The organism is Burkholderia plantarii (assembly GCF_001411805.1).
GTDB classification, from domain to species: domain Bacteria; phylum Pseudomonadota; class Gammaproteobacteria; order Burkholderiales; family Burkholderiaceae; genus Burkholderia; species Burkholderia plantarii.
On sequence record NZ_CP007212.1, the window covers coordinates 2,094,605 to 2,117,418 of the forward strand.

Here is a 22,814-nt window from a genome sequence, read left to right on the forward strand (position 1 = left end):
ATCCTTTTTGGGGAGGACGATGACGGATCGGAAGACGGCGTGGGACGCGTTCGCGGCGGTGTTCGCCGCGTCGCTTGGGGGCAGCAAGCCGATCGTGCTGGAGACGCGGCGCACGGTGTCGCTGCATTTCGATCTGTCGGCGGCGCAGAGCTTCATGTCGCTGACCGAACCCGAGCGGCTGGTGCTCGAGTACACGCGCAGCATGATGGGTTTCGTGCTGCTGGCGCCCGCGCCGGCGCATATCCTGATGATCGGGCTTGGCGGCGGTTCGCTGGCGAAGTACTGCCATCGGCACCTGCCCGCCGCCGCGATCACCGCGGTCGAGATCAATCCCGACGTGATCGCGCTGCGCGAACGCTTCCACCTGCCCGCCGACGGCGACCGCTTCGAGGTGATCTGCGCGGACGGTGCCCACTACATGCGCCGCCCCGAGGTTTCGGCGGACGTGATCCTGCTCGACGCCTTCGAGGCGCAGGGCATGTCGCCCCAATGCGCGAGCCAGGCGTTTCTTGAAGCGTGCCGCGAACGGCTGCGCGAGCACGGCGTATTGGTGGCGAATTTCGTCGATGACGATCCGGGACTGCCGGTTTATCTGGGGCGCGTGGAAGCCGTGTTCGGCACGGCACGCTCGGTATTGATGTCGAATAACGGCGGCAATTGCATCGTGTTCGCGTGGAACGGCGTCAGTGCGCTGCCGCATGCCGCCGTGCTGTTCAAACGGGCCGGCGGTTTCGATTTCTCGGCGGCGCTCGACTTGCACGAACTGGCGGCCCGGATCAAGCGGGGCCAGCGTTTCGAGATCGGGCAACTGAAGTGGAGCGAGTGCGGTCGGCCCCACTGGAAAATCGAAAAAATAAACGCGGAATAACGCGGCGCCCGATTATTTGTCGCGTCGCGTGGCGCGTTCGGCGGCCATGCTCGCGGTTTCGTATTTCACGTCGTGCTGCGCCAGATACTCGCGGATCAATTGCCGGACGACCTGCGACGGCGTGATGTCCTGTTCTGCACAGAGCCTCTCGAATGCCGCCTTTTTCGCGGGGTCGATCAGGATGGTCAATCGTGCAGTCTTGGTTTCCATTTGCAGGCAGAGGCCGGGTTGATATGTTAATCAGATTGTAATCGATTCATCGACCGGCACAGCCTAACCGAATGTCGGGCGTTCGTCTCGTGACGGCCGGTAGCGGCCCGCTCGCGGTCAGCGGCCGGTGCCTCGCGGCGGCGCTGTCGAGGCGCGCACCACGAGCCGCGGCTCGCCGGCCACGCGCATGAGCGGCGCGTCGTGCCTGTCGCCTTCCGCGCCCTGATCGCCATGACCACCCTGCCCCCCCGAACCGTTCAGGCCCACCAGCTCCGCGAGCAGCGCGACGGCCAGCGCGGCCGCCCCGGCGGTCGGCACCGCGACGGTGGACAGCGCGGGACGCGACTGCGCGGCCAGCTGGATGTCGGTGATGCCGACCACCGACAGGTCGTGCGGCACGCGCAGGCCGGCGTCGGCCGCCGCGTGCATCGCGCCGAGCGCGGGCAGGTCGTTGGTGGCGAACAGCGCCGTGAGGTCCGGATGCGCGGCGAGCAGTTCGCGCGCGGCCGCGTAGCCGCCTTCGATCGTGTCGGGCGCATGGCGCACCGGCGCGCTCGCGCTGGCCAGGCCCGCCGCGTCGAGCGCGGCGACGAAGCCGTCGTAGCGCGCCGCATGGATGCCCGACGCCTTGCTGCCGACCAGTGCGCCGATCCGGCGATGGCCGAGCGCGAGCAGATGCGCGGCCGCCAGTTCGCCCGCGAGGCGGAAGTCCACCGCGACGCAAGGCAGCCCCGGCGGCAGCTCGGGCCGCTCCCACATGCACAGCACTACCGGCGTGCCGCGCGCCACGGTGGCGTGCAGGTCGTCGAGATCGAGATTGGCGTTCATCACCAGCACGCCCTCCGACAGCGTGCCGGCGATCTGCTCCAGGTAGCCGCGGCCGATGGCGGGATCGTTCTCGGTGTTGCAGATGATCAGGTAGCGGCCGCTGCGGCGCAGCGCGTTCTCCACCGCTAGTGCGAACTCCGGATAGAACGGGTTGGCGATGCTCGATACCATCAACGCGATGGTCGGCGCCCGCCCTTCCGCGAGCGCGCGCGCGGCCAGGTGCGGCCGGTAGCCGAGCGCCTCGACGGCGGCCAGTACGCGTTCGCGCGTGAGCGCCCCGACCCGGCCGCGGTTGCGCAGCACGTTCGAGACGGTGGCGGGCGTCACGCCCGCGGCTTGGGCGACTTCGGCAAGCGTCGGCATTGTCTCAATAGATGAAATCTTGTCTCAATATTTGCTGGCGGCGCCGGCCCGTTGCATGATGGGCCGATATCAGAAGGAAAAACGGAGACGACCTGCCCCGATCGCCACGGCGATCGTTTCTCGTGGCTCGCAGGTTAAGCGCTTAATCTCCGCGATTCTGCGATTAAAACATGGAGACGCAGCGATGGCGAGCATTTCGTTGAAAGGCGTTCAGAAGGCGTATGGCGGCGCCGCCCCGGTGATCCGCGACGTCGATCTGGAGATTGGCGCGCACGAGTTCTGCGTGTTCCTCGGGCCGTCCGGCTGCGGGAAATCCACGCTGCTGCGGATGATCGCGGGCCTGGAGGACGTCAGCGACGGCGAGATCGCGATCGGCGGACGGCGCGTCAACGACCTGTCGGCCGCGCAGCGCGGCGTGGCGATGGTGTTCCAGAGCTATGCGCTGTTCCCGCACATGACGGTCTACGAGAACATCGCGTTCGGCCTGCGGCTCGCGAAGACACCGAAGCCCGAGATCGACCGCAAGGTGCGCGAGGCGGCCCGCATCCTGCAACTGGAGGCGCTGCTCGAGCGCCATCCGAAGGCGCTTTCGGGCGGCCAGCGGCAGCGCGTTGCGATCGGCCGCGCGATCGTGCGCGAGCCCGGCGTGTTCCTGTTCGACGAACCGCTCTCGAACCTCGACGCGACGCTGCGCGGCCAGACCCGCATCGAGATCGGCCGCCTGCACCGGCAGTTCGCCGAGGCGAGCGTGGTCTACGTGACGCACGACCAGGTGGAGGCAATGACGCTCGCCGACAAGATCGTGCTGCTGCACAGCGGTGAGGATACCGAACGATACGGCAGCATCGCGCAGGTCGGCGCGCCGCTCGATCTCTACTACCGGCCCGCGAGCCGCTTCGTGGCCGGCTTCATCGGCTCGCCGCGCATGAACTTCCTGGCCGCGCGCGTGCTGGCGGCCGAGGCCGGCGGGCTGTGCGTGCAGCTCGACGGCGGCGGCGAGACCGCCGTGCTGCCGCTCGCGCGTGACGGCGCGGCGCCCGGCGCCGCCGTCACGTTCGGCATCCGCCCCGAGCATCTGGAGTTCGTGGCGGCGGGCGCGGGCGGCAAGGCGCCCGACGGCGCGCTGCTGCTGACGCGCCGCGTCACGCTGGTCGAGGCGCTCGGCGAACACAGCTACGTCCACCTCGAGCAGCCCGACGGCACGCTGATCGCGAAGGCGCCCGGCGAGCTGCGCGTCGCGCCCGGCGACAGGGTCCGGCTGCGCGCCCCGGCCGCGTCATGCCACCTGTTCGCCGAGGACGGCTTCGCGATCGCCGCGCCGGCGCCGGCCGCGCTCTCCCCCGCCTGAGGCGGGCGCCCGATTCGTTCATCGACATTCACCGAAGCGCGCGCCCGCCGCCGGGCCGCCAAAACCCACGAGCCCCACCCAACGATCGAGGATCGACCGATGCGCCTTGGAGTCTGTTACTACCCCGAGCACTGGCCCGAAGCCATGTGGAACGACGACGCCGCGCGCATGAAGGCGCTCGGCATCGAGCAGGTGCGGATCGCCGAATTCGCCTGGAGCCGGATCGAGCCGCAGCCGGGCGAATACGACTGGGGCTGGCTCGACCGCGCGATCGAGGTGCTCGGCGCGGCCGGCCTGCAGGTCGTGATGTGTACGCCCACCGCCACGCCGCCGAAGTGGCTGATCGACCGGCATCCCGACATCCTGCCGGTGGGCGCGGACGGCCGGCCGCGCGCGTTCGGCTCGCGCCGCCACTACGATTTCTCGTCGCCGAGCTACTTCGAGGCGTCGCGGCGCATCTGCGAGGCGGTGGCGCAACGCTACGGCGCCCACCCCGCCGTCGCCTACTGGCAGACCGACAACGAATACGGCTGCCACCAGACCGTGGTCAGCTATTCGCCGGCCGCACAGGCGCGCTTTCGCGACTGGCTGCGCGCGCGCTACGGCACCATCGAGGCACTCAACACGGCCTGGGGCACGGTGTTCTGGAGCATGGAGTACCGCGGCTTCGACGAGATCGACGCGCCGGTCGGCACGGTCACCGAGGCGCATCCGTCGCATCGGCTCGACTATCGCCGCTTCGCCTCGGACGAAGTGCGCCGCTACAACCGGATGCAGGTCGAGATCATTCGCGCGCATTCGCCGGGCCGGCCAATCGCGCACAACTTCATGCAGCTGTTCACCGAGTTCGACCACTATCCGGTGGCGGCCGACCTCGACGTGGCGAGCTGGGACAGCTACCCGCTCGGCGCGCTCGAGGAGCAGTGGTACGCGCCGGACGTGAAGGCGCGCTACCTGCGCACCGGCCACCCCGATTTCGCCGCGTTCAACCACGACCTCTACCGCGGCATGTCGCGGCTGCCTTTCTGGGTGATGGAGCAGCAGCCGGGGCCGGTGAACTGGGCGCACTGGAACCCGGCGCCGCTGCCGGGCATGGTGCGGCTCTGGAGCTGGGAGGCGTTCGCCCACGGCGCCGGCTGCGTGTCGTATTTCCGCTGGCGCCAGGCGCCGTTCGCGCAGGAGCAGATGCACGCGGGCCTGAACACGCCCGACAACCGGCTCGATATCGGCGGCAGCGAGGCCGCCGCGGTGGCCGGCGAGCTGCGCGCGCTGCTCGCCGATGCCGAGGCCGACGCCACCGCGCCGGTCCGCTCGCGCGTGGCGCTGCTGTTCGACTACACGGCGAAGTGGCTGTTCGAGGTGCATCCGCAAGGTGCCGATTTCCACTATCCGCGCTTCGTGGTGGAGTATTACTCGGCGCTGCGCTCGCTCGGCTTCGACGTGGACGTGGTGGCCGCCGACGCGCCGCTCGACGGCTACCAGCTGGTGGTGGTGCCGCCGCTGCCGATCGTCTCCGAGGCGCTGGCGCAGCGGCTCGCCAGCTGCGGCGCGCAGGTCGTGCTCGGCCCGCGCACGGGCTCGAAGACGCCCGACCTGCAGATTCCCGCGAACCTGCCGCCGGGCCCGCTCGCGGCGCATCTGCCGGTCCGCGTCTGGCGCGTGGAGTCGCTGCGGCCGACGCTCGCCGAGACCGTGCAGGTTGCCGCCGGCGGCGACGCCGCCGCGTTCGAGACGCAGGCGCGCCACTGGCGTGACCTGATCGAGGTCGACGCCGCGCGGGCGGACTCGGTCGAGATCCGCGCGCGCTTTCACGACGGTCATCCCGCCTATCTGCGGCACGGCGTGTTCCACTACTTCGCGAGCCTGTTCGACGAGGCCGGCACGGCCGCGCTGCTGGCGCGCGTCGCGCGCGAGGCCGGGCTCGCGCCCGTCGCGCTCGGCGACGCGGTGCGCGTGAGCCGGCGCGGCGCGCTGACCTGGGTGTTCAACTACGGCCCGCAGCCGTACCGGATCGACGCCGCGATTCCCGACGCGGCGATCCTGGTCGGCACGCGCTGCATCGAGGCGGCCGGCGTCGCCGCGTATCGCACGGCGGCCGGTTGAGTTTTCACGGCGCGTCGGTGGTCCGGTCGCGCCGTTCGATTTCGTTGTTTCGCAGTTCCGCAGTTCCGACAAAAACCGAAACCAGGAGACAGCAGATGAACACTCAACCCCGCTTCCGGCGCGGCCTCGCCGCGCTTGCCGTGGCCGCGCTGGCCGGCCTGTCGGCGACGGCCGCGTTGGCCGGCACGCTGAGCGTCAACATCGCGTTCAAGGGCGCGAGCCAGCGCGCGGTGTGGACCCAGGTGGTCGATCAGTTCAAGCAATCGCACCCCGGCACCGACGTCAAGCTCGCGTTCGTCGACGAGGAAGCCTACAAGGTGCAGTTGCCGAACTGGCTGACCACGGCGCCGCCCGACATCATCAACTGGCACGACGGCGAGCGCATGGCCTACTACGCCAAGCGCGGGCTGTTCGAGGATCTCTCCGCCGACTGGCAGAAGAACCACTGGGACACGATGTACGCCTCGACCAAGGAGGCCTCGTCGTACCAGGGCAAGCCTTACGCGGCGCCCACCGTCTACTACGCGTGGGGGATGTTCTATCGCAAGAACCTGTTCAGGAAGGTGGGCATCGCCGCCGAGCCGACCACCTGGGCCGAGTTTCTCGACGACTGCAAGAAGCTCAAGGCCGCCGGCATCACGCCGATCGCGGTGGGCGGCCGCGATGCGTGGACGCTGGCCGGCTGGTTCGACTACCTCGACCTGCGCCTGAACGGCAACGCGTTCCACCAGCAGCTGATGGCCGGCCAGATCGCCTACACCGACGCGCGCGTGAAGAAGGTCTACACCACCTGGAAGCAGCTGATCGACGCCGGCTACTTCATCGACAACGCGCTGTCCTACGATCTCGACGCGGCCCAGCCGTTCCTGTTCCAGGACAAGGCGGCGATGATGCTGATGGGCACCTTCATCACCGGCGGCTTCACGCCGGCGGTGCGGCAGGACATGGGCTTCTTCCGCTTCCCGGTGATCGACGCGAACGTGCCGACCGCCGAGGACGGCCCGGTGGAGTCGCTGCACATCCCCGCCAGGGCGAAGAACAAGGCCGACGCGCGCGCGTTCCTCGCGTTCGTCGAGACGCCGGCGATCGGCGCGCAACTGGCCAGGGGGCTCGGCTCGCTGTCGGCCAACAGCCAGTCGCCGGAGCCCGACGACGCGATCTCGAAGGTCGCCTTCCACATCCTCGCCGATACCAAGGGCGGCATCGCGCAGTTCTACGATCGCGACATGACCAAGGAAATGGCCGACGAGGGGATGAAGGGCATGCAGCAGTTCCTCGCCGACCCGGGCAAGCTCGACGCGGTGCTCGCGCAGCTCGAGGCCGCGCGCCAGCGCATCTACCGGAAGTGACGCGGGAAATGAGCCCGCAGTGAATCCGCAGTGAGCGGGACCGGCGGCAGCGGCGCCGGGCGGGCTGGACGCCGCCCGTGCCGCCGCTGCCGCCGCCCGCGACGATCAAGGAGATCCGCCGTGTCACGTATCGTGCTTTCCTCGCCGCCGGCACCGGCCGCCGCGCAGCGCACCGACCCCGGCGGCGAGCCCGGCGGCACCGCCGGCGCGGGCCGCGAGGCGCCGCCGGCCCGGCCCCGGGCATCGACGCCGCGGCCGAAGCCGCGCCGGCGCGCCTCGCCGACCGAACGCCGCCAGCGGCTCGCCGCGGCACTGTTCCTCGCGCCGGCCTGCCTGATGTTCGCGCTCTACGTGGTGTGGCCGGTGGTATCCACCATCCGGCTGTCGTTCTACCACTGGGACGGCATGAGCGAGCCCGACTTCATCGGCCTCGCGAACTACGCCGAGCTGGTCCATAGCGACACGTTCTACACCGCGCTGAAGAACAACCTGATCTGGCTGCTGCTGTTCCTGCTCGCGCCGCCGCTGGGCCTCGCGATCGCGCTGTACCTGAACCAGGCGGTGGCCGGCATGCGCGTGGTGAAGTCGTTGTTCTTCGCGCCGTTCGTGCTGTCGGGCGTGGTGGTCGGGCTGATCTATTCGTGGTTCTACGATCCGACCTTCGGCCTGCTCAAGCTGCTGATCGGGCACGGCATCCCGGTGCTCGGCGATCCGCGCTACGCCACGCCCGGCATCATCTTCGCCGCGCTGTGGCCGCAGACGGCCTACTGCATGATCCTCTACCTGACCGGCCTGACCACGCTGAACGCCGAGCAGATCGAGGCCGCCCGCATGGAGGGCGCGCGCGGCTGGACGCTGCTGTGGCACGTGATCCTGCCGCAGCTGCGGCCCACCACGTTCATGGCGATCGTGGTGACCGTGATCGGCGCGCTGCGCAGCTTCGACCTGATCTCGGTGATGACCTCGGGCGGCCCGTTCGACAGTTCCACCGTGCTTGCCTATTACATGTACGACCAGGCCATCAAGTACTTCCGCTTCGGCTATTCGTCGGCGATCGCGGTGGTGCTGTTCGCGATCATGATGCTCTACATCGTCTACCACCTGCGCCATCTGCTGCGCAGCGAACACTGACCGTCCGACAGGAGACGCCCGCATGTTTCCGATGCCGATCGACCGCTGGAAACCGGCCTCGCGCCGGCTCTACAAGCTCACGCTGCCGCTCGCGCTGCTGCTGTGGCTGCTGCCGCTCGTCGCCGTGCTGATCACCTCGGTGCGCTCCACCGAGGAGCTGAACGCCGGCCATTACTGGGGCTGGCCGCAACACTTCGCCCTGGTCGAGAACTATCGCGAGGCGCTGAGCGCGTCGCCGATGCTGCATTACCTCTGGAACAGCGTGCTGATCACGCTGCCCTCGGTGGCCGGCGCCATCGCGCTGGCGGCGATGGCGGGCTTCGCGCTCGCCGTCTACCGGTTCCCCGGCAACGCGGCGCTGTTCGGCACCTTCGTGGCGGGCAACTTCGTGCCGATCCAGGTGCTGATGATCCCGGTGCGCGACCTCACGCTGAAGCTCGGCCTCTACAACAGCGTGGAGGGGCTGATCCTGTTCCACCTGTCGTTCCAGACCGGTTTCTGCGCGCTGTTCCTGCGCAACTTCATCAAGCAGCTGCCGTTCGAGCTGATCGAGGCCGCGCGCATCGAGGGCGCGGGCGAATGGACGGTGTTCTGGCGCATCGTCGTGCCGCTGATCCGCCCCGCCCTCGCGGCGCTCGCGATCCTCGTGTTCACGTTCGTCTGGAACGACTATTTCTGGGCGCTGTGCCTGACCCAGGGCGACGACGCGGCGCCGATCACGGTCGGCGTGGCCGCGCTGAAGGGGCAGTGGACCACGTCGTGGAATCTCGTCTCGGCGGGCTCGATCCTGGCGGCGCTGCCGTCGGTGGCGATGTTCTTCCTGATGCAGAAGCACTTCGTGGCGGGCTTGACGTTCGGGGCGACGAAGGGGTGACGGCGCGGCAGCGGCGACGGTGATCCGCCGCCCGCCCCTCACCGCCTCACGCCGCCCCCATCCAGCGCAGCACCTGCTGCCAGCGCGGCGCCGTCATCGCGTCGAACCAGGTGTCGTGGTTCGCCTCCGGCAGCAGCATCAGGCGGCTGCCGGGATGCGCGCTCGCCAGACGTTCGGCGTGCGCCACCGGGATCAGCGTGTCGCGCTGCGAGCCGATGATCACGAGCGGGCCGCGGTAGGCGGCGGTCGCCGCGATCGAATCGAACGGGTCGTGCAGCAGCCAGCGCACCGGAAACGCCGGATATTGCTCGCGCGCCACCGAGGCGAGCGTGTCCCACGGCGTGATCAGCGCGACGCCGGCCAGCGCCTGCTCGTTGCCCTGCACTACCCGCGCGGCCATGCCGGCGCCGAGCGATTCGCCCACCAGCCAGACCTCGCCGGGCCAGCTCGCGAGCGTCTGCGCGAGCGCGTCGCGCGAGGCGGCCAGCGCCGCGTGCAGCGTGCGCGGGCCGGCGCGCCGGCCGTGGCCCGGATACTCGGCGATCACCACGCGGTAGCCCGCGTGCACGAACACGTCCGCGAGCGGCAGCTTGGTCTCCGACGATTCCTCGTTGCCGTGATAGACGATCACGGTACCGCGCGGCGCCGGGCCGTCCGGCGTGACGACGTAGCCGGCATAGTCGCCGCGGATCTGCCAGCGCTCGATGCGCTCGCCCGGATGCGGCAGGTCGCGCGGATCGGCGACACCGGGCGTCGTCGGCAGCAGCATGCGGTCCTGCATCAGGTACAGCGCGGCGGCCGCGGCCAGGTAGACACCGGCGGCGATCAGGCAGCCGGCCATGACGATCCGTTTGACAGACATTGCGCGTCGGAGCTTCGAAATGAGGATGCGCCAGTATAAGGAGCCGGCCGGCGGCGTGCGCGGCCGATGCGCATCGCGGCAAGCCAAGGCGAAGCGCGCGCGCGGCGGGCGCGCCGGCTCCAGACCTGACGGCGGCGCGCGAACCGGCCCGACCCTTCGGCCGGCGGGCCGAGCGCGCCGCCGGCATGACGGCGAGCCGGCGGCCGGCAGCGGCAACCGGACCGGGCGCCTACTGCGCCGTCATCCGCAGCAGCGAGGTGTCGTAGCCGAGTTCCGCCGCGCGCGCGACGAGCTGCTGGCGCAGCAGCGTGGACGGATGCGCCTCGCGCGTCAGCAGCCAGAGAAAGCGCCCCGACGGCTCGCCGACGATCGACCAGCTGTAGTCGTCCGCGTGGTCGAGCACCCAGTAATCGCCGATATAGAACGGGCCGAAGAACGACACCTTGAGCTTCGCGCCGTCGCTGTCGGCTACCGGTTTCGCGCGGCCCTTCGAGACGCGCGGCGCGCCGTGCGCATCGCGCGCGCAGGCGTTGACGACGTCGATCAGCCCGTCCGCGCGCCGCGCGTAATCGGCGGTCACGCCGTCGCAATCGCGCTCGAAGCGGTTCTCGTAGCGCGCGAACTCGTACCAGCGGCCGAGATAGCGATCGAGATCGACGGGCCTGGCCGGTTGCGGCACCGCCGCGTTGCCGCGCTTGCCGCCGATCAGGCCGCAGCCGTTGAGCAGCAGCGCGGCGCCCGTTACGGCGACGGTCAGCGCGGCGAGGCGTACCAGGGAGCGATTCATTCGGGTTTCCTTGTCATTAGACGAATTCAGATACGGCAAGCAGGTTCGATACCACCCGCGCGCAGGCGCTCGCCATCACGCGGCGCCGCCCGCCCGGGCTACGGGCTTCGGCGCCTCGCGCCTGCCGCGCCGCAGCCGCTGAACGCGGCCCCAGAGCGGCACGAACGCGGCCAATATTGCAAGCCGGTCGTGCCCGGTTTGTAGTATTTACCGGCCGCTTTTCCCGTGACATGTCGCGGCGCGGGCGAGCCGTCGCGACGCGCGATCCTGCCGGCGCGAGCGCGCGGCGCGAATCACCGGAGCTGGCGCGGCAATTGCATGGTGAACGGGCCGCCGGCACGGTTCGCCGTACACGGCGTCGAGCTTCGACATTTCAAGCATCCACTACTTTCAACTCTCGGGAGCCAATCGCCATGCTCAAATGGGCCTTGATTTTCGCGGTGATCGCCATCGTCGCAGGACTGTTCGGATTCACCGGCATCGCCGCCGGCTCGGCCGCGATCGCCAAGTTCCTGTTCGGCCTGTTCCTCGTGCTCTGCATCATCTTCCTGGTGATCGGCGTGGTGGTGGCCAAGCGCGTCGTCAAATAGCGCATCGTCCGGGGACGAGGCGCGAGGCGCCGCCCGATTCCCGGGCGCGGCTCGCGCAAGCGGCTTCGAGATCAGGCACGGCGGGCTCGGCGAGCCCGCCCCGATCCGTCTGGCAGGCCTCGCGCGGCGACACGCTTCGCGCCGCGCTCACTGCTGGCGGATCTCCGCCGGCCCCTTGCCGGTCCAGCGCTTCAGCGCGCGGCGGAAGTTGGCGGTGTCGCTGAAGCCGACCAGCATCGCCACGTCCTCGGTACTCATCTTCGTGGTCCGCAGATACTCGGTGGCGAGCGAGCAGCGCACGTCGTCGACGATCGCCACGAACGAAGTGCCCTCCGCCTCGAGCCGGCGCCGCAGCGTGCGGCTCGTCATCTTCAGCGCGACGGCCACGGCCTCCATGTTCGGAAACTCGCCGGGCTTGCGCATCAACTCCTGATACACCTCGCCGGACGCGCCGAACGACGTCTTGTCCTGGCCGATCAGGCGATCGCAGGTCTCCTGCAGCAGCGCCGCCGAATGCCGGTGCGCCAGTTGCGGCCGGAACTCGAGGATCGCGCTGTCGTAGCTGAGCTCGCAGCGCGCGGCGTCGAACTCGCACGGGCAACCGAGATAGTCGCTGTAGACGGCCGCGTGCGGCGGCGCCGGATAGGCGAAGCGCGCGACGAGCGGCGGGCAGCTGCGCCCGGCCACGTCCTGCAGATGCGTGACGTGCTGCGTGTACTGCTGCTCCAGCAGGAAGCGTTGCACCTCGTGGGGCAGGTTCGAGGCGAACGCGTCGGGAAAGGTCCAGACGGCCCGGTCCGGATACTCGTGCCATTCGATCGTCAGCGTCGGCGTGGCGAGCCGGTGATATTTGACGCCGAGCCGGAAGTAGTCGCGCAGCGACAGGCACGACATCAGCGCGTAGCCGTACATGCCGTAGGCGGCCAGATGCAGGCGCGCGCCGGTGCGAAACGGCGTGGCCGGGTCGGTCGAGAGCCGCACCGCGTTCGCGCAGACGGCCGCGTACTGGCGCACCGAGGTCAGCACCGACGCGTCGTCGATCTGCCCGGGCTCGACGCCGCTGCCCTGCAGGCTGTCCGCCACGGCGATGCCCTGCTCCGCGAGCACCTCGACCAGCGCCGCGATCTTGTACGGCGCGTAGACGCGCTCGTTGAGCAACGGATATTTCGACGGCATCGCGTCCCCTCCCGGATGTCCGCCGGGGACACCACTCTGTCCGAAATTGACCTTACGCGGCGGATCGTATCTCACTATTATCGGATCAACAAGACACGGGGCGGCGGCTCGTCGGCCGCCCCGGACCGATACCGGAGACACGCATGAATGCCCTCTTCCTCGCATGGCGCGGCGGCCCGCGCGCGCCGCATGCATGGCGATCGCATCGACGGCCCCGGCCCGGATGCTGACGCGCTGACTCAGCGGCGTCGGCCCGCTCCTGTCCGATGCCACCCGAACCGCCTACGCGCCGCGCGCGCCCTTCCCGGCGCGCGCGCCTGCCCACGGACGCCCGCCGCCGCGCGCGCCCGGCTTTCCAAGGACCGCTCCATGAACACCCCGAACCGCAAGGTCATCATCACCTGCGCCGTGACCGGCTCCGCGCACGTTCCGTCGATGTCGGACTACCTGCCGATCACACCCGCGCAGATCGAGGCGCAGGCCGTGGAGGCGGCCGAGGCCGGCGCGGCGATCCTGCACCTGCATGCGCGCGACCCGGCCGACGGCCGTCCCACGCCCTCGCCCGAGGTGTTCCGGCAGTTCGTGCCGGCCATCGCGGCGCGCACCGATGCCGTGATCAACATCTCGACGGGCGGCAGCACGCGCATGACGCTCGACGAACGGCTCGCCTACGCGCGCGTGGCCAAGCCCGAGATGTGCTCGCTCAACATGGGCTCGATGAACTTCTCGCTGCACCCGGTGGCGGCGCGCATCGCGTCGTGGCGCTTCGACTGGGAGAAGGACTATCTGGAAGGCATGGAGGACATGATCTTCCGTAACACGTTCCGCGACATCCGCAACATCCTCACCGAGTTCCGCGACCACGGCACGCGCTTCGAGTTCGAGTGCTACGACGTCGGGCACCTCTACAGCCTGGCGCATTTCGTCGACGCGGGGCTGCTCGAGCCGCCGTTCTTCATCCAGTCGGTGGTCGGCATCCTCGGCGGGATCGGCGCCGATCCCGAGAACCTCAACGTGATGCGCGCCACCGCCGACCGCCTGTTCGGCCGCGATCACTATGCCTTCTCGGTGCTCGGCGCGGGGCGCCACCAGATGTCGCTCGTCACGCTCGGCGCGATCCTCGGCGGCAACGTGCGGGTCGGGCTCGAGGACAGCGTCTACCTCGCGCGCGGCGTGAAGGCGAAGTCCAACGCCGAGCAGGTGCGCAAGATCCGCCGCATCCTCGAGGAGCTGTCGTTTGAGATCGCGACGCCGGACGAGGCGCGCGCGATGCTCGGGCTCAAGGGCCGCGAGCGCGTGTCGCTGTAGCGGCCATTGCACCAGGCCGCGCGCATTGCCGTCGGCGATCCACACCACGACACCACGACACCACAGCCCGCGGCCGCCGCGTTCGCCCCGCTTGCGCGCCGGACATACAACCCTCGCGGGCCCTTTACCGGAGACACCATGACCACCCCGACCGTCGACGCCGTACCCGGCGAGCTGCATCGCCGCGCCACCCGCCGCGCCATGGCGCGGCTACTGCCGCTGATGTGCCTGATCTATTTCCTGTCGTTCATCGACCGCACCAACGTCGCGCTCGCCAAGGCCGCGCTGGCCAGCGATCTCGGCATCGGCGCGGCCGCCTACGGGCTCGGCGCGGGCATCTTCTTCATCGGCTACGCGCTGCTGGAGGTGCCGAGCAACCTGGCCGCGCATCGCGTCGGGCCGCGCCGCTGGATCGCGCGGATCGCCGTGAGCTGGGGCGTGCTGTCCACGGCGATGATGTTCGTGCAGGGCCCGGCGTCGTTCTACCTGCTGCGCGTGCTGCTCGGCATCGCCGAGGCCGGGCTGTTCCCGGCGCTGATGTACATGGTCACGCTCTGGTTCGCGCCGCGCGACCGCGCGGTGGCGGTGGGCTGGATCTACACCGCGCCGTCGCTCGCGCTGATCATCGGCAGCCCGCTCGGCGCGGCGCTGATGCAGCTGGGCGGCACGGCCGGCCTGCGCGGCTGGCAGTGGATGTTCCTGCTCGAAGGCCTGCCGACCATCGTGGCCGGCGTGGTGCTCTACTTCGTGCTGCCGGACCGGCCCGGCGCCGTCGCGTGGCTCGCGCCCGACGAGGCGCGCGCGCTCGAAACGCATGCCGTGATCACCACCCAGGGCCACGCGCGCCATGCGCCCGCCGACTGGTTCGCCGCGATCCGGCGGCCCACCACGGTGCTGATCGCGCTGATCTACTTCCTCAACCAGGTGGCGTTCGTCGGGCTCTACTTCTTCACGCCCGCGATCGTCGCGCAGATGCACGTGAGTTCGCCGCTGCTGGTGGGTCTGCTGTCGAGCAGCGTCGGCTTCGGCTTCCTGGTGGGCGTGCTGGTGCTGCCGCGCCTGCACCGGCGCGTGAGCGGTGATTGCGCGTTCCTCGGCGCGCTGACGGCCGGGCTGGTGGCGAGCGGCGGCGCGTTCATCGCCACCCGCGACCAGACCGTGCAGATCCTGCTGCTCGGCGTGACCGGCCTGTTCGCGGGCGGCATCCTGCCGTCGTACTGGGCAGTGGCGATGAAGCGGCTGCAGGGCATCCAGGCCGCCGCCGGGCTCGCCTTCATCAACACGGTCGGCCTGCTCGGCGGCTTCGCCGGCCCCTACCTGTTCGGCCTCGTGGAGGCCTGGACCCATCGCAGCGACGCGGGCTTCAAGGTGATCGTGGCGGCCTCGGTGGCGGGGCTCTGCCTGGTGCCGCTGCTGGCGCGCGCGATCCGCGCCGAGGACCGCCCCGCCGCCGCGCTGCCGGACGCGGCACCGCGCTTTCATTGACATCGCTGCCCGGCGCACCCGCCTCGACGAATTCATGACTCGACGAACCCACTCATCATCAACGGAACCCCGGATGCGATTGAACGACAAGCTGGCCATCATCACCGGCGCGGGCCAGGGCATCGGTGCCGCCACCGCGCTGAAATTCGCGCGCGAGGGCGCGTGCGTGGCGGTCTGCGACCGCAACGAGGAAGCCGTGCTGACGGTAGTGCGCGCCTGCCGCGAGGCCGGTGCGCAGGCGCTCGGCTTCGGCCTCGACGTCTGCGACCGCGCCGCGGTGGACGCGGTGGTCGGCACGCTGCTCGCGCGCTTCGGGCGCATCGACGTGCTCGTCAACAACGCCGGCATCACGCGCGACGCGCGCCTGCAGAAGATGACCGCGCAACAGTTCGACGAGGTGATCGACGTGAACCTGCGCGGCGTGTTCCATGCCACGCAGGCGGTGGTCGATTCGATGATCGAACGCCGCGCCGGCGTGATCCTGAACGCGAGCTCGGTGGTCGGCATCCACGGCAACTACGGCCAGACCAATTACGCGGCGTCCAAGTTCGGCGTGATCGGCTTCACCAAGACCTGGAGCCGCGAACTCGGGCCGAAGGGGATTCGCGTCAACGCGGTGGCGCCGGGCTTCATCGAGACGCCGATCCTCGCCTGCATGCCCGGCGAGGTGCTCGACAAGATGCAGGCGCAGGTGCCGCTCGGCCGGCTCGGCAAGCCCGAGGAGATTGCCAGCGTGTATGCGTTCCTCGCCAGCGACGAGGCGAGCTACATCAACGGCGCCGTGATCGAGGTGTCGGGCGGCATGACGCTGTGAACGCGCGGCCCGCCCGCGATCGAGCGGGCCATCGACACAACCGGGACAGACAGCAGATAGGGAGGACACGATGAATCCGATTCACGGCTTCAAGGTGGAGCGGGCCGCCGTCACCTCGGTCGGCCAGGGCCTGCGGCGGCCCGAATGCATCCTCGCCGAGCGCGACGGCTCGCTGTGGACGGCCGACGCGCGCGGCGGCGTGATGCATCTGGACGCCGCGGGCGGCCAGCGGCTGATCGTGCCGAACCACGCCGGCGCGCCGGCGGACGTCGCGGCCGGCGACGGCCTGACCAGCGGCTCGCTGCCGAACGGCCTCGCGTTCGACGCCCACGGCAACCTGATCGTCGCGAACATCGGCACCGATCGCGTCGAGCTGATCACGCGCGGCGGCGATTCGCGCGTGCTGCTCGACCGGATCGACGGCCGGCCGCTCGGCAAGGTCAACTTCGTGCTGCGCGACAGCCGCGAGCGGCTGTGGGTCACGGTTTCCACGCGCGTCGACCCGTGGCCGGACGCGGTGCGTTCGAACCTGGCCGACGGCTACATCGTGCTGATCGACGGGCGCGGCGCGCGGATCGTCGCCGAGGGCCTCGCGTTCGCCAACGAGATCCGCCTCGACGCGAGCGAGGCGTTTCTCTACGTGGCGGAAACCACGGCGAAGCGCGTCAGCCGGTTCGCGGTGCGGGCCGACGGCACGCTCGGCGCGCGCGAGACCTACGGGCCGAGCCAGCTTGGAGCGGGCTTGATCGACGGCATCGCGTTCGATGCGCACGGCAACCTCTGGTGCGCGATGATCTTCGCCGACCGGCTGGTGGCGATCGACCCGGACGGCGAGCCCCATCTGCTGCTCGACGACGGCGACGCGGCCGCGACCGCACGCTTCGACGCCGCGTTCGCGACCGGCGAGATCGTGCCGATGCCGGTGATCGAGGCCACCGGCGGCACGCTCGCGCCCTGGCTGACCAGCATCACGTTCGGCGGCCCGGATCTGCGCACCGTCTACCTCGGCAGCCTCAAGGGCAGCGCGCTGGCCGCGTTTGCCTCGCCCGTCGCGGGGCTGCCGATGATTCACTGGTGAGGCCGCGCGCCCGCCCTCGCTTATTTCAGTCAGCCCATTCAATCAGGACCACCATGAACACCCTCGACCTTCTGAAGCCGCGCCCCGGCCTGCGCGTGCTCGTCACCGGCGCGGCCAGCGGGATCGGCGCGGCGATCGCCGACGCCTTCCTGCAGGCCGACGCCCACGTCTACGTCTGCGACGTCGATGCAGCGGCCGTGGCGCGCGCGCGCGGCCGCGACCCGCGCCTGCATGCGGGCGTGGCCGACGTCGCCGACCCGCGCCAGGTGGACGGCGTGGTCGACGACGCGCACGCGAGGCTCGGCGGCCTCGACATCCTCGTCAACAACGCCGGCATCGCCGGGCCGACCGGCGCGGTGGAGGCGATCGAGCCGCATGAATGGGAGCGCACCGTCGCCACCAACCTGAACAGCCAGCACGCCTTCCTGCATCGCGTCGTGCCGATCCTGAAGGCCGGCTCGGACTGCCCCGGCATCATCGCCATCTCGTCGGTGGCGGGCCGGCTCGGCTACGCGTACCGCACGCCGTATGCGTCGACCAAGTGGGCCATCGTGGGGCTCGTAAAGTCGCTCGCCGTCGAACTCGGGCCGAGCGACATCCGCGTCAACGCGATCCTGCCCGGGGTGGTGCAGGGCGAGCGCATGGATCGCGTGATCGCCGCGCGCGCCGAGGCGACCGGCGTGACGTTCGAGGCGATGCGCGACGACTATCTGCGCAAGATCTCGCTGCGCCGGATGGTGAGCGTCGAGGACATCGCGGCGATGGCGCTGTTCCTCGCCTCGCCGGCCGGCCGCAACATCACCGGGCAGGCGATCAGCGTGGACGGCAACGTGGAATATCTGTGAGCCGCCGGTGAACCGCGCGCGGCCTGTCAGGCGCTCTGCTGCCCCGCCGCGAGCCGGTGGCCGCCCGGCCCGGTGGCGCCGGACGGCGCCACGCGCGGCCAGCTCGCCGCGGGCCGCGCGCCCTTGCGCGAGCCGTGCCGCCCCGCGCCGAACGGCTCGATGCCGGCCGAGGGCGGCAGGCGGCGCGCGGTGTCGAGCGTGTACGGCGCCGGCGCGATCGTCGACGGCCCCTCGCTGAAGAAACGGCCGCAGCCGTTGCCGTCGCTGCCGCCGTCGTCGTCGCCATCGGCCGGCACGCACGAGCGCACCGCGCCGAGCCCGCCGTCGGCCGGCCGCGACGGCGCGCGGGCGGTGCCGCCCGCCTCCAGCGCGGCGATGCCGGCCACCACCACCAGCACGTTCAGCGCGTGGCGCAGCGCGGACTGGTGGCAGTAACGCTGCCGGTCGGCATCATAGCGTTCGAGCGCCTCCTCCCCGCGCGGGCTGACCTCGAAGCCGCCGGTCGCCGTCTTGCGCACGTAGCCGGCCGCGACCAGCGTGGCCATGGTGCGGTCGAGGAACCGGCGCCGCTCGTCCACGGCGGCGTCGCGCGGCACCTGCGGCCAGTCGGCCAGCGCCAGCAGCGCGGCCGGCGCCACCTGCGACGACAGCTCGGCCGACAGCGCCGCGATCCGCCCGAGCACTTCCATGCGCGCCGCGCGCGGCGCGTTGGCGTGCCAGAAGCCGCGCATGCGCAGGTCGCCGAGCCAGGCCGCGAGCCGGTAGCCGTGCAGCCGCACGCCGAGCACCACGCGCCACGCCTCGCGCTCATGGAACATGTAGCGGCGCAGGTAGACCACGTAGCTCACCCGCCGCCGGTCGAGTTCGTCGATCGTCATCGACACCGGCGCGGCCTCGCCCGCCGCCGCCTCGCCGCCGAGCCCGGTGACGCGGTCGCCGTCGAGGCCGGTCACGAGCAGGCGCCGGGCGTGGCCGGCGCGCGCGGCCAGATGGGCGATCACCTGCGGGCGGCCGGTCGGGTCCGCGCTGCCGATCGGTCGCGCGCAGGCCATGGCCAGCGCGCGCCGCAAGAACCACTCATTCATGAACATGACTGACTCCGTTAGCTGGGTGCGCGTCCGACGGGATCGAGCGGCGGCAGGCCGGGCACGGTCTCGCGGCGCGCCCGGCCACCGCGCGAGGTCCCATTGCCTGGAAAAAACTACAATGCCGCCGTCGCGAAAGACATGCGGGCGGATCGCCCCGGCGGGCGGCACCGGCCACCATCGGGCGACCGAGCGATGCACGTCGGATCCGCGCGTCGGTAACAGCAAGAAGCGAGCCATGCGCAGCGGCGGGCACGGCGTGGCGGGAACGATGCGTGGTTCAGCGGGGATGGACGCGCGACGGCGTGCGGTTGTGACGGGATCGAACGACGGGCCGACAGCGGGCCGACAGCGGGCCAAAGCAGCGAGGCGAGCCGATGGGCCGCCCTCGCCACGGCTGCCCCGCCCCGCCCGATCGCGTGACGGGCCTCACACGGCCGGCACGCATTCGAACGGCATGGCCGGCGCCCCGGCCGCCGCCTTGACCGGATCGAGCCGGTAGCCGACCGTGTAGATCGACGTCAGCCGCAACCCGTTCTCGGGCCGCAGCTTCAGCTTCTGGCGAATCCGGTAGATATGCGTGTCGAGCGAGCGCGACTCGCGGCCGAGATCGCGCCCCCACGCCGTGGTGGCGAGCAGGTCGCGCGGCATGATCGCGCCGAGATTGCCGAACAGCGCCGAGACCAGCTGGAATTCCTTGGTGGTCAGCTCGATCGGCTCGTCGCGCAGCGAGATCGTGCGCGCCTGCGGATCGAGCACGTAGTCGCCGGCCCGCACGCAGCCGTCCGGGATCGACAGCCGCTTGACGCGCCGCAGCAGCGCGTTGACGCGCGCGGCCAGTTCGTCGGCGCGGAACGGCTTGACGAGGTAATCGTCGGCGCCGGCCTCGAGCGCGCGCACGATGTCGACCTCGTGCGCGCGGCTGGTCAGGAACAGCACGCCGTAGCGCGCGCCGAGCCGGTCGCGGATCCAGCCGAGCACCTCGATCCCGCTCATCCGCGGCAGATGCCAGTCCAGCACCACCGCGTCGACGGGCTCGGTGCGCAGCACGCGCACGGCCTTCTCGCCGTCCGCGACCACGTTGACCGTGTGACGGTGGCGTGACAGCACGTTCGACACGGCCTCTGCCTGCACCGGGTCGTCCTCGACAATCAAGATCCTCATTTTGCTCGGCCCCGTAGCGTGTTCAAACTGCATGTTTTCGCTCCCCGGCGGCCGCGTCCCGTCGGGCGCAATCGTTTGCCGGAGCAGTTTCATCCTTCCGACGAAAGATCGTATGCCAGCCGTCCTGCGCCTTTGTGAACAATTGTCACGCTCCGGTGACGGCCGCCGCGCGGCGCTTCCGACCCGCCCCCGGGGCGCTACGGCCCCGCGCCGGCCAGCCTCGGCAGGCGCATCGAGAAGATCGTGCCGCGCCCGGGCGCCGAGCGCACCAGGAGGCGCCCGCCGAGCGAATCGACCACCGATTTCACGAACGCGAGCCCGAGGCCGTGCCCCTCGCGCGCGAGCCGCGCGTCGAACTGGCCGTACTCGCGAAACAGGTTGCGCCGGTCCTGCGCCGACATGCCGATGCCCTGGTCGACCACCGAGATGATCAGGTGCCGGCCCTTCATGGCGAGCCGAACCCGGATCGTCGAGTCGCGCGGGCTGAACTTGATCGCGTTGCCGATCAGGTTGCCGAACGCGCGGCGCAGCAGCTGCACGTCGGCCAGCGTGGTGGCGCCCGGTTCGGCGATCAGCTCCACGGTGGTCGCGCGCGCGCTGGCCTGCGGCCACAGATCGTCCACCGCGTCGCCGAGCACCAGCGCCGGATCCACGCAGGCCAGCCTGGGCGGCGCGCTCTCGGCGCGCGCGAGGAAGATGAAGTCGTCGGACAGGTTCAGCGCCGTGGTGGCGTAGTGCGCGACGAGTTCGACGAAGCGCTCGCCCGTGAAGCGCGGCGGCGTCTCGCGCATCTGTTCGACCAGCGCCAGCATCGCCGCCTGCGGCGAGCGCATGTCGTGCGAGAGGAAGCGCAGCGCCATGTCGCGCTGCCGCTCGGCCATCCGCACCGACGACACGTCGGCGACGTGGAAGATCAGCCCCGCCGGCCGCGCCGCGCCGGGTCGCAGCGGCGCGCACTTGATCAGCAGCGAGCGCGCGCCGCGCGCATGGGTGATCTCGATGCCCCGCGCGAGCCGCGTGAGCGCCTGCGCCGGCACCGCCGCGCCGTCCGCGCGCGGCGCCAGCAGCGCGAGCGCCTGGCTCGCGAATTCCACGGCGCGATGCGAGGCGGTGATCTCGAACAGCACGTCGGCCACGCGGCGCCCGAGCGGCGAGCGCTGGCCGTCGCCGGCCAGCTCCGCGCGCCGCGCCAGCGCCAGCACCTGCGCGTTGGCCAGCAGCACCGTGCCCTGCGCCGAGCCGACCAGCGTCGCCTCGGGCAGGCCGTCCACCCACTCGGCCACCAGCTCGCGGTAGTCGTGGACGTCGCGCAGCAACGAGGCCATCAGCCCGCGGCGGCGGCGGAGCGGGCCGGCGGCGTGGCGCCCGCCGGCCTCGCGCGACAGGTAGGCCAGCAGCGCCTCCTGCGAGCGCCACGCCCACAGCGGATACGCGAGCGCGCAGGTCAGCACGCCGGCCGCGGCCGGCACGAACAGGTGCCCGAGCCGCAGCAGCGCCCAGGCCGAGCCGGTCAGGCCGCAGGCGAGCCCCACCACCGCCAGCAGGCTCGCGCGCGGGCCGAGCAGCGACAGCGCCAGGCACAGCAGCGGCACCACGCCGAGGTTGAACAGCAAGGCGAGCCGCCGGCCCGCGGGCCGGATCGGCGTCGCGCCGGCGAGCGCGCTGGTCGCTTCCGCGAGGAAGCCGATGCAGTTCAGCGGCGGCCCGTGGACGGCCGGCGTGGCGAGCCGCGCGGCAAGGCCGGCCGCCGTCGCGCCGACCAGCACGATATGGCCGCGCAGCAGGTCGGCCGGCACCCGCCCCTGCAGCACGTCGAGGTAGGACACCGTCTGGTAGCCGCGCGCGGCGCCGAACGGCAGGTAGCGCGGGCAGCCGCGCCCTTGGCGCGCGGCGGCGGCGATCTCGGCCTCGTCGCAGAACACGGCGCGGCTGCCGCTGGCCCGCAGCAACAGCGTCGCGACGTGCGGTTCGAGGCGCGCCGCGCCGGCCAGCAGCGGCACCCCGCGGTAGATGCCGTCCGCGTCGCGCAGCAGTTCGGCCTGCCCGGCCGCGTAGCCCGCATTCGCCAGCGCGTCGATCAGCGCCTCGCCGTCGGTGCCGTCGAGGCCGTCGGGGGCCGGCGCCGGGCGCCGCAGCACGACGTGGCCGTTGCGGCGGATCGCGGCCACCAGCACGGCCAGCCCGTCGGGCGCCGCGCGGCCCCGCGCGCCGGCTGCGTCGTCGGCGCCGGTCAGGTCGAGCCCGACGGCGGCCACGCCGGCTTCGGTCAGCCGGTCGATCAGGCGTGCCTGCACGTCGAGCCGCAGCGGCCAGCCGCCGAGCCGCTCCAGCGTGCGCGCGTCGATGGCCGCCACGATCACGCCCGGCACCGCGCCGCGATGCATCGAACGCGAGGCCAGGTCCAGGAACGCCAGGTCCGCGCGCTGCAGGATGCCGGTATACACGAACACGAGGCAGGCCAGCAGCAGCACCGCCGCCAGCCCCGGCCACTCCCGCGCGAGGTCCGGATACGGCCGGGCCGGCACGGGCGCGTTCCGGCCGGCCCG

Annotated in this window: 20 protein-coding genes; 12 read left to right on the forward strand and 8 right to left on the reverse strand. The window is 71.1% G+C overall.

The genetic code is table 11. From position 1 onward, the window contains the following. The first annotated feature begins 19 nt into the window (after window positions 1-19). A complete protein-coding gene (locus bpln_RS08970) occupies window positions 20-868 on the forward strand; it encodes a fused MFS/spermidine synthase (RefSeq protein WP_042624936.1) in 849 nt (282 codons plus the stop codon). Between the two features lie 12 nt (window positions 869-880). On the opposite strand, the gene bpln_RS08975 is transcribed toward bpln_RS08970, so the two are convergent. Together bpln_RS08975 and bpln_RS08980 are read right to left on the reverse strand one after the other, a co-directional pair. Beyond that, window positions 881-1,078 (reverse strand): ribbon-helix-helix protein, CopG family, encoded by a 198-nt coding sequence (locus tag bpln_RS08975; RefSeq protein ID WP_042624937.1) that lies wholly within the window; start codon window positions 1,076-1,078, stop codon window positions 881-883. 117 nt (window positions 1,079-1,195) lie between these two features. Continuing rightward, the gene (locus tag bpln_RS08980) at window positions 1,196-2,269 is read right to left on the reverse strand and encodes a LacI family DNA-binding transcriptional regulator (protein WP_055138621.1); all 1,074 of its coding nucleotides are present in this window, start codon (window positions 2,267-2,269) and stop codon (window positions 1,196-1,198) included. Window positions 2,270-2,453: 184 nt separating this feature from the next. Between bpln_RS08980 and bpln_RS08985 the strand changes: the two genes are divergently transcribed. The 5 genes from bpln_RS08985 (at window position 2,454) to bpln_RS09005 (ending at window position 9,074) form a co-directional block, all read left to right on the forward strand. Then, a complete protein-coding gene (locus tag bpln_RS08985; protein WP_055138622.1) occupies window positions 2,454-3,617 on the forward strand; it encodes an ABC transporter ATP-binding protein in 1,164 nt (387 codons plus the stop codon). A 99-nt stretch (window positions 3,618-3,716) separates the two neighbouring features. Then, window positions 3,717-5,720, forward strand: coding sequence for a beta-galactosidase (locus tag bpln_RS08990; RefSeq protein ID WP_055138623.1), 2,004 nt, complete (start codon window positions 3,717-3,719; stop codon window positions 5,718-5,720). Between the two features lie 95 nt (window positions 5,721-5,815). Beyond that, on the forward strand, window positions 5,816-7,069 hold the full coding sequence (locus bpln_RS08995; protein WP_042624941.1) for an ABC transporter substrate-binding protein: 1,254 nt from the start codon (window positions 5,816-5,818) through the stop codon (window positions 7,067-7,069). Between the two features lie 132 nt (window positions 7,070-7,201). Beyond that, window positions 7,202-8,200 (forward strand): carbohydrate ABC transporter permease, encoded by a 999-nt coding sequence (locus bpln_RS09000; RefSeq protein WP_042624942.1) that lies wholly within the window; start codon window positions 7,202-7,204, stop codon window positions 8,198-8,200. Window positions 8,201-8,222: 22 nt separating this feature from the next. Then, on the forward strand, window positions 8,223-9,074 hold the full coding sequence (locus bpln_RS09005; RefSeq protein ID WP_042624943.1) for a carbohydrate ABC transporter permease: 852 nt from the start codon (window positions 8,223-8,225) through the stop codon (window positions 9,072-9,074). Window positions 9,075-9,120: 46 nt separating this feature from the next. Here the strand turns inward: bpln_RS09005 and bpln_RS09010 are convergent, their stop codons facing one another. Next, complete coding sequence (locus bpln_RS09010) at window positions 9,121-9,936, reverse strand: alpha/beta hydrolase (RefSeq protein ID WP_226993532.1); 816 nt, start codon at window positions 9,934-9,936, stop codon at window positions 9,121-9,123. Window positions 9,937-10,165: 229 nt separating this feature from the next. Continuing rightward, the gene (locus bpln_RS09015) at window positions 10,166-10,723 is read right to left on the reverse strand and encodes a lipocalin family protein (protein WP_042624945.1); all 558 of its coding nucleotides are present in this window, start codon (window positions 10,721-10,723) and stop codon (window positions 10,166-10,168) included. 413 nt (window positions 10,724-11,136) lie between these two features. Here bpln_RS09015 and bpln_RS33815 point away from each other — a divergent pair, with 413 nt between their 5' ends. Then, entirely contained in the window at window positions 11,137-11,313 is a 177-nt protein-coding gene (locus bpln_RS33815; RefSeq protein ID WP_042624946.1) for a DUF1328 domain-containing protein, read from the forward strand. Between the two features lie 147 nt (window positions 11,314-11,460). Here bpln_RS33815 and bpln_RS09020 read toward each other — a convergent pair whose 3' ends face one another. Next, window positions 11,461-12,489 (reverse strand): AraC family transcriptional regulator, encoded by a 1,029-nt coding sequence (locus bpln_RS09020; RefSeq protein WP_055138624.1) that lies wholly within the window; start codon window positions 12,487-12,489, stop codon window positions 11,461-11,463. A 369-nt stretch (window positions 12,490-12,858) separates the two neighbouring features. Between bpln_RS09020 and kce the strand changes: the two genes are divergently transcribed. The 5 genes from kce to bpln_RS09045 all read left to right on the forward strand — a co-directional run bounded on the left by kce (window position 12,859) and on the right by bpln_RS09045 (window position 18,019). Continuing rightward, on the forward strand, window positions 12,859-13,797 hold the full coding sequence (gene kce / locus bpln_RS09025) for a 3,5-dioxohexanoate:acetyl-CoA acetone transferase (protein WP_055138625.1): 939 nt from the start codon (window positions 12,859-12,861) through the stop codon (window positions 13,795-13,797). A gap of 138 nt (window positions 13,798-13,935) precedes the next feature. Beyond that, window positions 13,936-15,282 (forward strand): MFS transporter, encoded by a 1,347-nt coding sequence (locus tag bpln_RS09030; RefSeq protein WP_042624949.1) that lies wholly within the window; start codon window positions 13,936-13,938, stop codon window positions 15,280-15,282. A 73-nt stretch (window positions 15,283-15,355) separates the two neighbouring features. After that, window positions 15,356-16,096 (forward strand): 3-oxoacyl-[acyl-carrier-protein] reductase, encoded by a 741-nt coding sequence (gene fabG, locus bpln_RS09035; protein ID WP_055138626.1) that lies wholly within the window; start codon window positions 15,356-15,358, stop codon window positions 16,094-16,096. Window positions 16,097-16,166: 70 nt separating this feature from the next. Then, window positions 16,167-17,174, forward strand: a complete 1,008-nt coding sequence (locus bpln_RS09040; RefSeq protein ID WP_055138627.1) for an SMP-30/gluconolactonase/LRE family protein — start codon at window positions 16,167-16,169, stop codon at window positions 17,172-17,174. A 53-nt stretch (window positions 17,175-17,227) separates the two neighbouring features. Beyond that, window positions 17,228-18,019, forward strand: a complete 792-nt coding sequence (locus bpln_RS09045) for an SDR family oxidoreductase (protein WP_042624952.1) — start codon at window positions 17,228-17,230, stop codon at window positions 18,017-18,019. A 26-nt stretch (window positions 18,020-18,045) separates the two neighbouring features. On the opposite strand, the gene bpln_RS09050 is transcribed toward bpln_RS09045, so the two are convergent. From bpln_RS09050 to bpln_RS09060, 3 genes are all read right to left on the reverse strand, one after another. Next, complete coding sequence (locus bpln_RS09050; protein ID WP_055138628.1) at window positions 18,046-19,110, reverse strand: hypothetical protein; 1,065 nt, start codon at window positions 19,108-19,110, stop codon at window positions 18,046-18,048. A 423-nt stretch (window positions 19,111-19,533) separates the two neighbouring features. After that, entirely contained in the window at window positions 19,534-20,268 is a 735-nt protein-coding gene (locus tag bpln_RS09055; RefSeq protein ID WP_042624954.1) for a response regulator transcription factor, read from the reverse strand. A 197-nt stretch (window positions 20,269-20,465) separates the two neighbouring features. Continuing rightward, a complete protein-coding gene (locus bpln_RS09060) occupies window positions 20,466-22,793 on the reverse strand; it encodes a CHASE2 domain-containing protein (protein ID WP_063891258.1) in 2,328 nt (775 codons plus the stop codon). Window positions 22,794-22,814 lie beyond the last annotated feature (21 nt).